Source organism: Chryseobacterium daecheongense (assembly GCA_027920525.1).
In the GTDB taxonomy this organism is placed as follows: domain Bacteria; phylum Bacteroidota; class Bacteroidia; order Flavobacteriales; family Weeksellaceae; genus Chryseobacterium; species Chryseobacterium proteolyticum.
The window spans coordinates 3,217,264-3,230,428 of record CP115858.1; the positions used below are offsets into that span (position 1 = coordinate 3,217,264).

The 13,165-nt window shown below is 35.5% G+C and carries 12 protein-coding genes; 7 read left to right on the forward strand and 5 right to left on the reverse strand.

What is annotated here, in order from left to right:
- Positions 1-42: 42 nt before the first annotated feature.
- The 3 genes from PFY10_14330 to PFY10_14340 all read right to left on the reverse strand — a co-directional run bounded on the left by PFY10_14330 (position 43) and on the right by PFY10_14340 (position 4,444).
- Complete coding sequence (locus tag PFY10_14330; GenBank protein WBV55405.1) at positions 43-1,395, reverse strand: HAMP domain-containing sensor histidine kinase; 1,353 nt, start codon at positions 1,393-1,395, stop codon at positions 43-45.
- Positions 1,392-2,084 carry a response regulator transcription factor gene (locus PFY10_14335; protein WBV55406.1) on the reverse strand — a complete coding sequence of 231 codons (693 nt, stop codon included), beginning with the start codon at positions 2,082-2,084 and terminating at the stop codon, positions 1,392-1,394. The genes PFY10_14330 and PFY10_14335 overlap by 4 nt, the downstream gene beginning before the upstream one ends.
- Before the next feature lie 164 nt (positions 2,085-2,248).
- A complete protein-coding gene (locus tag PFY10_14340) occupies positions 2,249-4,444 on the reverse strand; it encodes a glutamine synthetase III (protein WBV55407.1) in 2,196 nt (731 codons plus the stop codon).
- A gap of 295 nt (positions 4,445-4,739) precedes the next feature.
- Between PFY10_14340 and PFY10_14345 the strand changes: the two genes are divergently transcribed.
- The 7 genes from PFY10_14345 to PFY10_14375 all read left to right on the forward strand — a co-directional run bounded on the left by PFY10_14345 (position 4,740) and on the right by PFY10_14375 (position 12,058).
- Positions 4,740-6,431 (forward strand): hypothetical protein, encoded by a 1,692-nt coding sequence (locus PFY10_14345; GenBank protein ID WBV55408.1) that lies wholly within the window; start codon positions 4,740-4,742, stop codon positions 6,429-6,431.
- A gap of 465 nt (positions 6,432-6,896) precedes the next feature.
- Positions 6,897-7,367, forward strand: coding sequence for a DUF1572 domain-containing protein (locus tag PFY10_14350; GenBank protein ID WBV55409.1), 471 nt, complete (start codon positions 6,897-6,899; stop codon positions 7,365-7,367).
- A 116-nt stretch (positions 7,368-7,483) separates the two neighbouring features.
- Positions 7,484-9,328, forward strand: coding sequence for a M1 family metallopeptidase (locus tag PFY10_14355; protein ID WBV55410.1), 1,845 nt, complete (start codon positions 7,484-7,486; stop codon positions 9,326-9,328).
- Between the two features lie 68 nt (positions 9,329-9,396).
- Complete coding sequence (locus PFY10_14360) at positions 9,397-9,612, forward strand: hypothetical protein (GenBank protein WBV55411.1); 216 nt, start codon at positions 9,397-9,399, stop codon at positions 9,610-9,612.
- Positions 9,613-9,766: 154 nt separating this feature from the next.
- Positions 9,767-10,528 carry a type III pantothenate kinase gene (locus PFY10_14365; protein ID WBV55412.1) on the forward strand — a complete coding sequence of 254 codons (762 nt, stop codon included), beginning with the start codon at positions 9,767-9,769 and terminating at the stop codon, positions 10,526-10,528.
- Positions 10,525-11,055, forward strand: a complete 531-nt coding sequence (locus PFY10_14370) for a GNAT family N-acetyltransferase (protein ID WBV55413.1) — start codon at positions 10,525-10,527, stop codon at positions 11,053-11,055. The genes PFY10_14365 and PFY10_14370 overlap by 4 nt, the downstream gene beginning before the upstream one ends.
- Before the next feature lie 46 nt (positions 11,056-11,101).
- Positions 11,102-12,058, forward strand: a complete 957-nt coding sequence (locus PFY10_14375; GenBank protein ID WBV55414.1) for a hypothetical protein — start codon at positions 11,102-11,104, stop codon at positions 12,056-12,058.
- Between the two features lie 3 nt (positions 12,059-12,061).
- Here PFY10_14375 and PFY10_14380 read toward each other — a convergent pair whose 3' ends face one another.
- Entirely contained in the window at positions 12,062-12,493 is a 432-nt protein-coding gene (locus PFY10_14380) for a nucleoside deaminase (GenBank protein ID WBV58945.1), read from the reverse strand.
- A 4-nt stretch (positions 12,494-12,497) separates the two neighbouring features.
- On the reverse strand, positions 12,498-13,127 hold the full coding sequence (locus PFY10_14385) for a hypothetical protein (protein ID WBV55415.1): 630 nt from the start codon (positions 13,125-13,127) through the stop codon (positions 12,498-12,500).
- Between the last annotated feature and the right edge of the window lie 38 nt (positions 13,128-13,165).

Below are 13,165 nucleotides of genomic sequence, written 5' to 3' on the forward strand. Positions count from 1 at the left end.
TTCTGTATAAATTAATCAAACAACCGTTTTTATGGATTGATTTTATTCAGCAAAATTAAGTGATGTCTTTATGTTTTCAATCTCTTGGGCAGGGGTGGAATAGGAAGTTGGAGTAAATAAAGAGTGGTTTTCTGTTGAATCAAAATACACCGTAATACAATGCCAGCCGTCACTAAAGTCGTAATGAACAGGGAATGTATTGACCTCGCAAATTTGTTTTACGATTGAAAGGCCCAAACCAATACTCTCTGTGGATTGATTGCTTTTCTTGAATCTTTTAAAAAGTTCCTGGGTGGGAATATCAGGAGGCAATCCTGTATTGCTGATCCTGAAGAATTTATGGGTCAGTGAAATTTCTATATTTCCATTTTTCACATTGTGCCGGATTGCATTGGATAAAAGATTGTTCAAAAGAATTTCTGCGAGTGCGGGATGGATTTTTATGTATACATCTTTTTCACAGTGCCTGTTCAGGGTGATGTTTTTTAATGCAATATGATCTGAATAAGCGTGGATGGTTTCTTTTTCCACCCGGCAGAATTTTAATTTCTCATGTGTGAGAAATTCTTGATTGTTAAGTTTTGTAAGCAGGATCAACGAGCGGTTGATTCTGGTAAGTTTATCTATGGAGTTTTGGATGTCGGTCAATAATGCCGCCTGTTTTGCATTGATTTCTGTTTCAGCTAAAAGCTCAACTTTGCTCTGTATGATTGCCAGAGGGGTTTGTACTTCATGAGACGCATTTTCACTGAATTCTTTAACGGAGGTGTAATCTTCAATGGCTTTATCGGTCATGAGCCTGAGAAACTCATTAAGTTTTTTAAATTCATTTGTGCTTGTTGAGAGTAACTGAAGAGGTTCCCGCTTCTGAATATTAAAATGATGAATATTATCTATAGCGTGATGGAAAGGCTTAAGTATATACCGGGATAATATTCTTGCGGTAATGAATACTATAGCTGTGATGAGTAATACTTTTAACAATAATGCAGTGAGCATACCTTTCATGATCTGTTCTGTAGAAGTGATATAGCTATAAGAAGAGATCTTGTATGTTTTATTTGCGGCCGTGACAAACGTATTGATTTGTATTTTACATTCGTTACGAGAGGGACCATTATTATCCAGGCAGGTGTGGATAATTTCAGGGTTGGTAGGAATAATACCACTTCCTGTATAGGGTTTGATAGAAATGGGTAATCCCTGAGATGTTTTTTCAGGTGTTTCTCCTCTTTTTAGTTGGGCGGCTACATAATTATTTACTGATCTCAGTCGCTCTATTTCAACATTGTCCAATCTTTTTTTAATATTGGAATAAGAAATGTACATACTAAGAGGAGTAACCAATAGTACAATGGCAATGAACCAGATCGATATTTTATTTAGTAAATTCATGAGCCGTTATATTTTGACGCATTAAACTTATAGCCCAGACCATAGATTGTTTCTACATAATCGTTACCCTGTGCAATTGCTATTTTCTTTCTGAGATTTTTAACATGCTGATAAACGAAGTCAAAGTTAGCTAAATTATCGGTATGATCTCCCCAAAGATGGTTAGCGATGGATTGTTTGGACAGGACCCTGTTTTTATTAACCAAAAAATAAAGCAATAGCTCAAATTCTTTCTGCGTGACATCTAATCTATTTTCATGGATGAAGACCTCAAAGGTATCGGTATTCAATAATATTTCATTAAAACGGACATCATTGTAACCATCCATTTTTTTCCTGCGATATACTGCTCTAAGTCTTGCGTGTAATTCAGGTAAATGAAACGGTTTTGTAATATAATCGTCGGCACCCTTTTCAAGGCCTTTGATTTTATCGTCCAATGCATCTTTAGCTGAAATAATTAATATGCCGCTGTTGATTTTTTCACTTTTAATATGATTGAGGAGGTTTAGCCCATTTCCATCCGGGAGCATAATATCGAGTAACAAACAATCATAAGTATTGAAGCTCAGGCGTTCCAAAGCTTCATTATAACTATAGGCACATTCGCAGATGTAGTGTTCTTCTTCCAGATAATACGTCATGCTGTGAGCCAGTTCTTTATTATCTTCAATGATCAGGATTTTCATAGAACAGCAAAGTTAAATCTAAATTTTATATCAATTTTGAAGTTGTGTAAAATATTGTTTGTTAAGTGTTTAGTTTGTTTTATTTTCAGGAATAAAAATAAAGGAAATACAATAAAAAAACTCCCCCAAAAGGGGAGTTTAACTAATATGGACTTTACAAAATGTTATTTTGTAAATAACATTTCTCTGTATTTTGTCATCGGCCAAAGCTCGTCGTCCACCATCATTTCAAGATTATCAGATGCATCTCTGATTACATCGAAAAGAGGTTTCACTTTGTTGCAATAATCTTCTGCCTGCTTTTGGCTGTTAGATACTGCTTTTGCTGCTTCTCTGGCTTTGATAAGATCTTCAACTCCTAATTTGATTACAGAAACATTTTCAGAAATATTAGTGATCAAGCTCATTTGTTCTTTTGCCAACGTTTTGAATTCTTTATCTCCGAAAATTTCTTTAAGACCTTTTACGTTTTCAATTAATCTGTTCTGGTAATTTAATGCAGAAGGAATAATGTGGTTTCTTGCGATATCACTTAGAACTCTTGCTTCAATATCAATAACGGTAGAGTATTTTTCAAGTTTGATCTCATTTCTTGCTTCTACTTCTCTATGAGTAAACACTCCTATTTCTTCATAAAGAGCTAAGAACTTCTTATCCATTTCCTGCTTTAAAGCTTCCGGAGTGGTTTTTAAGTTGTTTAACCCTCTTTTCTTAGCTTCTTTTGCCCAGTCATCAGAATATCCGTCACCTTCAAACATGATATTTTTACATTGTTTGATGTATTCTCTTAATACGTTGAATATCGCTTCGTCTTTCTTTAATCCTCCTTCAATTAAAGCGTCAACTTCTTTTTTGAAATCATTTAACTGCTTTGCAGCGATCGTATTCATTACGGTCATAGATTCTGCACAGTTTGCAGAAGAACCTACAGCTCTGATCTCAAATTTATTTCCTGTAAATGCAAATGGTGAAGTTCTGTTTCTATCGGTATTGTCCAATAGGATTTCAGGAATTTTTCCAACAACATTTAATTTTAATTCTGTTTTTTCTTCAGGGGATAATTTACCGCTGGTTACTTTTTCCAATTCCTCCAATACTCTGAATAACTGACTTCCGATAAATACAGAAATAATTGCAGGTGGAGCTTCATTAGCCCCTAATCTGTGGTCATTACTTGCAGAAGCGATACTTGCTCTTAAAAGATCTGCATATTCATGAACAGCTTTAATGGTATTAACAAAGAATGTTAAGAATTGCAGGTTTTTCTTAGGATTTTTCCCTGGGCTTAGTAGGTTTTCACCTGTATCTGTAGCCAATGACCAGTTATTATGTTTTCCACTTCCGTTTACTCCGGCAAATGGTTTCTCGTGGAATAAAATATGAAAATGGTGTTTATGGGCCACTCTTGCCATAATATCCATCAATAAAGAATTGTGGTCTACAGCAACGTTTACTTCTTCAAACATCGGAGCCAGCTCGAATTGATTAGGTGCTACTTCGTTGTGTCTGGTTGTTACAGGAATTCCCAATTTCATACACTCTATTTCCAACTCTTTCATGAAGTTCATTACTCTTGTCGGAATAGACCCGAAATAGTGGTCATCCAGCTGTTGTCCTTTTGCCGGTGAGTGTCCAAGTAAAGTTTTACCTGTTAATACAAGATCCGGACGCGATTGATACAATGCCGAATCCACTAAGAAATATTCCTGTTCCCATCCTAAAGTAGGAGTTACTTTTGTTACATTTTTGTCAAAATACTGCATTACGTTAGTTGCAGCTTCGTCTACAGCATTCAGAGCTCTTAGAAGAGGAGCTTTATAATCCAGCGTTTCTCCCGTATAAGAAATAAAGATCGAAGGAATACAAAGTGTAGTTCCCATGATAAAAGCCGGTGATGTAGGATCCCAGGCTGTGTAACCTCTTGCTTCGAAAGTATTTCTGATTCCTCCGTTCGGGAAAGAAGAAGCATCCGGCTCTTGTTGGATAAGCAGGTTTCCGCTGAATCTTTCAATGGCTCTTCCCCCTTCGATTGGAGTGAAGAATGAATCGTGCTTTTCAGCAGTTGATCCTGTTAAAGGTTGAAACCAGTGTGTGTAGTGTGTTGCCCCTTTGCTCATTGCCCAGTCTTTCATAGCTACCGCTACCTGATCTGCAATGTGTCGTTGAATTTTAGTTCCTTTTTTAATAGCATCCATAATAGATGTGAATGCTTCTTTCGTCAAATACTCTCTCATGGTTTCTTCTGAGAAAACATTTTGACAGAATAATTCAGACAATTTTGCAGGAACTTCAATGGAGTTATCCTTTCTGAAGTCCTTGAATGGTAATGTTTCTAACGCTTTGAATCTTAAAGTTGACATAATAGGGTTAATTTTTACAGGGCAAATTTACAAAAAAAATGAATTGAAAATGTTTTAACCCTTATTTTTTTAGGGGGTGTTTGTAAAATTTATAAAAATTAACAGAAAAATAGGTGTCTTGAATGGAAGGATTTCAAATAAGAAGGGAAAATGAAATCAAATATTTTATAACTCAAAGATATGAATACTTTACTATTATATAGGATACAAAAATGTATACAATTTAACCTCCTTGTTAAAAGATACTTAAAATGATTTGCAGTGTAATTTTGTATATTTGTGTGAAATTTATTTTATGACAAATTCTAGAGCAAGAGAAACAACAGAGGCTATTGAAAGACTATACATCTCTATGAGACATTTATTCTATAGAGGATTTTTCAAGCCAGGAGGTGTTTCGGGAGAAAGTATAAGAAGTTTGTTAAAAACAATCAATCCTGAAATTTATGGTACCATGAATGTTCCGAATAAACTGGAGCTTGATGGTTTGATGTATGTTTTAGACAGGCTTCCTGAAGGAATTGAGGAGTGTGCTTTTATTCATCTTACATCAGATGAGGGTTTTGATAAAGGTAGTTTCGAGCCTATTGTTCCCAAAAAGAGAAGAAGAAACTGTTATAGAATTGATGAACACCAAATGAATATTGAAGTTCTTTTGGGACGTTCAGAGATCTATGATATTCTTACTCACTTAACATTCTTATTTATAGAAGCGGATAAAATCCGTAATCTGGCATTTATTCAGGATGAAAACTGGAAGCCAACACGTGCCTTTAAAATTATTGAAGAGGTAGTAAAAGGAGAAAAGAAATTCAGCAGAAAAGAAAAGGAAGTTGCACTTATTCATCTTTCTTCTCTGATCGGGAGAACTTTTGAAGAAACATTAAAAGCGTATAATACTTTTGGAGATGATGAAAATCCTGACCGTTTATTCAAAATCATCTATAACTTAGGAAAGGTAAGTTTAGAAGATGCTAAGCAGAGCAGAGAAAGAGAAATCCACTTCAGTGCTATATTGAAAGAAAGAGTAGGGCATCATTATTTTGGAGAAAAATGGGCAAATAAAGTAAAAGAAGTTTTGTATGATAACGGGCTTCACATGCGTCCCTTACATATAATCTCAGCAAACATGCATTCTGTGAAAAATATGCTGTATGCTAATGATGCACTTAAGAAAAAAGACCATAAGGAAGTTGATTATAAACTGTATGGTGAAATTTCCGATAAGAAGGATCTTCGAGATAAAGTTTCAAAATATGCGGCAGACCAGGGACTTATATATATAGATGACAAGAGCGGTAGTAATATAGATGTTCAAATCATTGATCTAAGTAAAACTGATCTTAAAAATACTCCATTCGGACATATAAAATATTCAGGAGATGATGTAATCATGGTTTTTGATTATGCCTTCGGAGAACAGGCTTTTGAAGTAATGGATGAACTTTTAAGACCTTTCGAACACAAAGGGGAAGTCTATATGATGAAAGTAAAATCCGTATCCATTATGGGTAAAGCCGGAATTCTAAACGGAGGTAAGGGAGATATTATGATTCCTACTTCTCATATTTTTGAAGGAACAGCCGATAATTATCCTTTTGAAAATGCTTTAAAACTGGATGATTTTAAGGATGATGAATTGAAAGCGTTTGAGGGAGCTATGATTACGGTTTTAGGGACTTCACTTCAGAACAGGGATATTTTATCTTATTTCATGAATACCTCCTGGAAAGCTATCGGTCTTGAAATGGAAGGGGCTCATTATCAAAAAGCCATCCAGGTGGCTTCTAAGATCAGACATCATATTGCACCGGACCTTTTTGTTTGTTATGCATACTATGCTTCTGATAATCCTTTAGAAACAGGAAGTACTCTTTCTTCTGGAGGTTTAGGACTTACAGGTGTAAAACCAACGTATCTTATTACCCTGAAAATTCTTGAAAAGATTTTACTAAGTGGAAAAAAAGAAGTTACTTCTAAAAAATAATCCTGCTTAAACTAAATAGATACAGCGGAACTTTTGTTGTGCATAACAATGGATGTGTTAATGCAATTTTTATAGTATTATAAATAAATTTATTATGATAAGTTCTCATCATGCTATATTATTGATCGTATTTTTATTGAATTTTATAATCATGGTTTTCGCAATTAAAGAAGTTATACAAAGTAGCTTTTCTGCTGTAAAGAAAATAGTGCTAATACTTATATCAATTGTATTTCCTATTTTAGGATTGATTTTAGTAAAATTTGTTTATAAAAATAATCTACTTTAAATTATATAAGCCTCGAGTATAAAACTCGAGGTTTTCTATTTTTAAATACCAATGCCATTGATGTTTTTCACTAACAGCAAGTACACTACTTGTGGATCAAAAAATTGGATTATCTCCAAATCTGCAAGAACTGAGAACATGAAATTAATTAACTTTAAAAAAATAAAATGAAAAGCATGAGCTCAGCCATACAATTATCAAAAAGATTCAGAGAAGTTATGCTTGACGGTCTCTGGATCGCCAATACCAATTTTAAAGATCAGCTTTCTGATGTAACCTGGGAACAGGCAATAACAAAAATAGGTTCTTTGAATACGATCGCAATGCTGGCATTCCATATCGATTATTATATTGCTGGTGTCTTACAGGTTTTTGAAGGAGGAGTGCTTGAAATAAAAGATAAATTTAGTTTTGATTTACCGCCGGTAGAATCTCAGGAGCAATGGGAGAAAATCCTTAATAAACTCTGGGCAGATTCGGAAAGGTTTGCCGAGCTACTTGAACAAATGTCGGACAATAAGCTTAGTGAAGTTTTTGTAGACGAAAAATACGGAACTTATCAAAGAAATATAGATGGAATGATTGAGCATTGTTATTATCATTTAGGGCAAATTACTTTGATCAAAAAAATGATTACCCATCCATAAACTAAAGAACTCTTATTTTGTTATGAGATCCTTAGATAACATCTCGAATTCCAAATAACTCCACTTTTTTGAGGGTTTTGGATAAAATACCTACCTTTAAAAAAAATAATTTTTAAATGAAAAAGTCGATTGCAATCATTTTTGCGTTTGTCATTTCACAATTTCATGCCCAGCAGAATCCTTATTATCAGCAGGCTGCGAAGTACAAGATGGATATTGATGTTAATGCAGAAAAATTTACTTACCAGGGAAATCAAACATTAGAATACACAAATAACTCGCCGGACGAGCTGAATGTAGTGTATTTCCACTTATACTGGAATGCTTTTAAACCCAATTCAATGATGGATCAAAGAGTAGCTAGTCAAGGTAAAAATGGTGATTCAAGATTGCAGAGAGGAGGAATTTCAAGACTAGCCTCGATTCCTAAGGATCAGGAAGGTGCGCAAAATATACACTGGATCAAGCAAAATGGCAAAGATCTTAAGTTTGAAATTCAGGAAACCATTATGAAGGTTTATCTGAATGAGCCTATTAAACCCAATTCCAAAACATCATTTACGATGGAGTGGGACGCTGTGATACCTCAACAGATCAGAAGAAGCGGAAGAAACAATGAAGAGGGAATTGATATGACCATGACCCAATGGTACCCGAAAATTTCTGAATATGACTATGACGGATGGGCAACTTTCGACTATATAGGGAGAGAATTTCATGCCCCGTTCTCTGATTTTGACGTTACTATTAAAATTGATAAAGATTATGTAGTAGGAGCCGGAGGCATTCTTCAAAACCCAGGTGAAGTGAAGGGTTATGATGCGAATGCGAAGATCAAGACAGAGAAAAATAAAAAGGCAACCTGGAGGTGGACAGCTAAAAATATCCTGGACTTTGCCTGGAGTGCGGACAGAGACTATGTAGTTAATAGCTTTGATGTTCCTAATGGACCTAAAGTATATCTGGTTTATCAAAAAAATGATAAAACCAAAGTCTGGGAACAGGCGCAACCTTATGTTACCAAATATTTTGAGATAATGAATTCTCATTTTGGAAAGTATGCTTATCCTACCTATGCCTTTATCCAGGGTGGTGATGGTGGAATGGAGTATGGGATGTGTACCATGATCTTAGGCGAATCAAAAGATATTGAAGACCTGATGGGGCTTATGACACATGAAGGTTCCCATTCTTGGTATCAACAAATGCTGGCTACCAACGAATCTATGAAACCATGGATGGATGAAGGATTTACCAGTTATGCTGAGGGATACGTAATGTATCAGTTGTTTCCACCTAAAGATAAGCTGCCTAATCCTTTTGTTGATAGGTTGACAGCTTACCGGAATTTTGTAAAAAAAGGAATTGAAGAACCAGCAGTATGGTTAGGAGATCACCATGACAATGGTACTTCTTATACTTATGCTTCCTATGTAAAAGGAGAATTATATCTTGTTGAGTTAGGATATATTGTTGGAGAGGAAAATCTTGCCAAAATTTTGAAGGAATATTTTGACAACTGGAGTTTAAAGCATCCTTCAGACCGGGACTTTCTTCATATTGCACAGAAAGTATCCGGAATGGATTTAAAGTGGTTCCATCATTACTGGATCAATACAACCAAGACCATTGATTATGGGATTAAAGATGTAAAATATGATGCGAAATCCACAACGATCACATTGGTGAATAATGGACAGGTTCCAATGCCTGTTGATTTTAGTGTAATGACAAAAGATAAGAAAATTGTTACTTATCAGATTCCGACAAATCTTACTCGTACATGGAAACAGAAAGATGCATACGGAGATTTTAAGACCATGAATTACTGGCCATGGACACAAAAGGAATATACTTTAACGATACCTTATTCTCAATCTCAGTTGCAGGTTTTGGGGATCGATTTCAGTCAGAGATTAGCTGACGTAAATATGGCAGATAACTTTGTTGAAGTAAAATAGAATAAAAAAGGAGTATGAAAATACTCCTTTTTTGTTTGTCTTAATCAGGTGAGCATGCAGCGGGTATAATGCAGTTGGGAGTAGCACATGGGTTAGCAGGACATCTCGTTCCCGGACATATTGCCGGAACACTGCTTCCGGGAACTGGACAGTTTATATTTCCCCCGTGGATTGTTTTAAGTGCATGCCTTGAAATTCTTTTGAAGTTTTTCATAGTATTGGTTTTAAATGAGTTGATATTTCAAATGTACCTTAAAACCTACATGCCCGATAGAATGAATTGATAAGTGTCTTATTTATTTTTATAAGTGTAGCGGCAGACTTAATAAATGAAATGATTTGCAAACAGTGATTTTAAATTAATAGGTAGTTTCATAGAACTTTTCACCATAAAGCCTTATTTTTACACTCATTTTCAAACCCATTTAGTTAAAATAAATGAACTCTATTGTTATAAATATTGGAAACAGCAATATAAGATTTGGTCTTTTTGATGATGACAACTGTGATATTTCATGGGTGATTAATACAAAGCCTTACAGAACCGCTGATGAATTGTATGTCCAGATGCTGATGTTGTATCAGACCTATAAGATTGAACCGGGCGCAATACAAAATGTGATTATTGGTTCAGTAGTTCCTCAGCTTACTAAAGTAATGAGCTCTGCCATTAAAAAAATACACGGAATTTCCCCTGTCATTGTTGATAGAAATACTCCTTCCGGGGTTCAGGCAAAATCCAAACAAATGGGAACAGATATCTATGCCAATTTGGTAGCAGCACATAATATGTACCCTGGCCGTAAGAAGATTATTATAGATTTCGGTACCGCACTTACAGCAAGTTGTGTTACTGAGACCGGTGAAACGCTGGGTGTGATTATTGCGCCGGGAATTGTTACCTCGCTAAACTCTCTCATCAGCCAGACTGCCCAATTACCGGAAATAGAACTTAAAAAACCAAAATCTGTTTTAGGGCTCGATACTGTAACCTGTATGCAGAGCGGAATGGTTTATGGTTTCCTGGGAATGGTGGAAGGATTTATAGATCGTATTAATGAAGAGGTGAATGATGATTGTTTCGTCATTGCGACCGGTGGTGTTTCTCATGTGTATAAGCCTTTAACCAATAAAATACATATTACGGACAGACTTCATACTTTAAAGGGACTTTATTTTTTAGGTAAAGATCAATCATGAAAAAATTTCCTGTAATAGAAACAAAAAGACTGATTCTTTCACAGCTGGAAGAAGGCGATATTCCTTTAATTGTCGAATATCTTCAGGATAAAGTTTTTTCAGAGCTCACCTCTAATATTCCTTATCCTTACACTGAAAAGGATGCTGAATTCTGGTTGAAAATTTCAAAAGAAGCTTTTGAAAATAAATCAGGGTTCACTTTTGCGATCCGAAATAAAGAACATAGGATTATTGGAGCTATAGGACTTCATGACAGAGGAGATGATAAAGCTGAATTGGGCTATTGGCTGGCTGTCCCGTTCTGGAATAAAGGATACGTAACAGAAGCGGCTTCTGCAGTGGTTGAGTTTGGATTTAAAGAGCTTGGATTTAACAAGATTTTTGCCACTCATTTTTTCCACAATCCGTCATCCGGAAGGATTATGCAAAAAATAGGAATGGAGCAGGAGGCCATACTAAAACAGCATCTTAAAAAAGACGGACAGTACTTTGACGTTCTCATGTATTCCATTTTTAGGAGCAAATAGTTTTTCAGTACCTTAGGTGTAGGTTTTAACTTCACCAACCTATACCATGAAAAATCTGATTATCTTATTTCTGCTCACCAATACTATCTTTTCTACTGCACAGACCAAAGTTTCCGGATCTTATCACGTGGATTCTGGAAATCCTGATGACGGAGGCTATAATTGGATACTTTTGGAAAACCACCGCTTTGTGATGGCTACATTTGGGCAGGTTATTCTTGGAACATGGAGTATGGATAATGATAATCTCATTTCTTTTATCCCTTCTACACCTAAGTATCCTTTTGATGTGTACGGCAGATATGATGCCGGCCAAAAAGGAACTAAAGTTATGTTTGATAACTTTGAGAGGGATACCAAAATTTATATGGGAAATTCAGAACAGGGCATTCAGCCTGTATTAAATGATGATGCTAACTGTTTCTCTTATCCAATGGTAAAAGAGTTTGGGAGTAATTTTAAAGATATTATCCTTTCTGTGGCTTTGTTTGATCAGGCTAAAGACTTACATTATGTAGCAGAAAATAAAAGGTATAATAATTTTATTGTTATGTATTATTCATCTGCTTTAAGGCAAAAACCATTTACGGCAAAATTTAAAGAAGGAAGATTATATTTCAGAAATGAAAATCGCCCTTCTTCTCTCAGAAAAGATCTTCAGCCTGCAGAACTGAAAGAAATGGAAACGTTTATTAATGGAGGGGTATCCGGCTTTTCAAAAGAATCTATCATCAGTAATCTGGCTTATAATATTGAGGCATATGGGCCTGGAGAAAGATCAATGCAGGAGGACTTTGATGAGGAGTCCTATCTTAATTACAACTATAACTACGATGCATCCAAAGAGGTCTATACGGCAAAACACCCCCAGGGAGCGTCAGAAGATGATGAATACCATAATCTTGATACAATGTATAAGTATCATAGAATGGAACTTAAACCACAACAAAAATCATATAAGAAAATTGAAAAGAGTATTTTTAATATTACCTGTAAGGATTAATCTTTATCTCTTTGATCTGAAAAACTCTTTAACGATTGCCGAACATTCGTGTTCCATAATTCCTGTAACCACTTCGGTTTTGGGGTGGAGGCTGAGGTGTTTATTGATAAAGCCTCTTTGCTCGTCTCTTGCGCCAATAACTACCTTGGATATTTGTGACCAGGCCAGTGCCCCTGAACACATGACACAAGGCTCTAAAGTAACATACAATGTGCAATTGATCAGGTATTTTCCTCCTAAAAAATTTGCTGCAGAAGTAATCGCCTGCATTTCTGCATGAGCCGTTACATCATTAAGGGTTTCGGTTAAATTATGTGCCCTTGCAATAACACGGTTATTGGAAACGACTACACAGCCGATCGGAACCTCATCTTTTTCGAAAGCCATCTCTGCTTCCTGGAAAGCCATCTTCATAAAGTATTCGTCAGTAAACATTTTATTATTCAATAGTCATAGTTAGTGGAAGTTTAAAACGATATCTAACGGGATCACCGTTGATGATTGCTGGAGAAAATTTTTCTGAAAGAGAATACAATGCAATCTGGGCCTGGCGATTAAAAGTGAAATTATCCCCCTGTGCTTCTACATTGCTGATAGTGCCATCCTTCTCCACGATAAAAGCAACATTGGCTTTTACTGTTTTCTCTTCTGAGAAAACTCCATCAATATAAAACAAATGGGCGACCTCTTGCCTCAGAGCATTAATACCGCCGGGATAATCTGCTGATTTGTCTGTAATGGGAAAGATTTCCGGAGCCTTTTCGGGGGGTGCCATTCTGTTTTCCAATCGGATTCTGCTGAGGTCTTCAGTATTTTTTACTCTTAATAGAGCTCCGATTAACGCAACATTTTCTATACTATCCATTTTTTTCATGAAAAAAATAAAATCCTGCTTAATGGCTGCTTTTTGAAAATTACCGGTTTCAGCATCAAACTTTTTTCTGAACTCAGTGTTCAGCATACTGCGATGCTGATTATAATAGTTTTTTACCTGCTTAAACTCTTCCCGTTGCTGAGAGAAGAATATTGCAGAACAAAAACAGCATAATAACAGTAATAAAGATTTCAAATTGTGGATATTTATGTAAAAATAGTCAAAAAAACTTA

Excerpts from the sequence above, each read along its gene's own strand:
- PFY10_14330 (WBV55405.1), bottom strand. The coding sequence starts at position 1,395 with ATGAATTTACTAAATAAAATATCGATCTGGTTCATTGCCATTGTACTA.
- PFY10_14335 (WBV55406.1), bottom strand. The coding sequence starts at position 2,084 with ATGAAAATCCTGATCATTGAAGATAATAAAGAACTGGCTCACAGCATG.
- PFY10_14340 (WBV55407.1), bottom strand. The coding sequence starts at position 4,444 with ATGTCAACTTTAAGATTCAAAGCGTTAGAAACATTACCATTCAAGGAC.
- PFY10_14345 (WBV55408.1), top strand. The coding sequence starts at position 4,740 with ATGACAAATTCTAGAGCAAGAGAAACAACAGAGGCTATTGAAAGACTA.
- PFY10_14350 (WBV55409.1), top strand. The coding sequence starts at position 6,897 with ATGAGCTCAGCCATACAATTATCAAAAAGATTCAGAGAAGTTATGCTT.
- PFY10_14355 (WBV55410.1), top strand. The coding sequence starts at position 7,484 with ATGAAAAAGTCGATTGCAATCATTTTTGCGTTTGTCATTTCACAATTT.
- PFY10_14360 (WBV55411.1), top strand. The coding sequence starts at position 9,397 with ATGCAGTTGGGAGTAGCACATGGGTTAGCAGGACATCTCGTTCCCGGA.
- PFY10_14365 (WBV55412.1), top strand. The coding sequence starts at position 9,767 with ATGAACTCTATTGTTATAAATATTGGAAACAGCAATATAAGATTTGGT.
- PFY10_14370 (WBV55413.1), top strand. The coding sequence starts at position 10,525 with ATGAAAAAATTTCCTGTAATAGAAACAAAAAGACTGATTCTTTCACAG.
- PFY10_14375 (WBV55414.1), top strand. The coding sequence starts at position 11,102 with ATGAAAAATCTGATTATCTTATTTCTGCTCACCAATACTATCTTTTCT.
- PFY10_14380 (WBV58945.1), bottom strand. The coding sequence starts at position 12,493 with ATGTTTACTGACGAATACTTTATGAAGATGGCTTTCCAGGAAGCAGAG.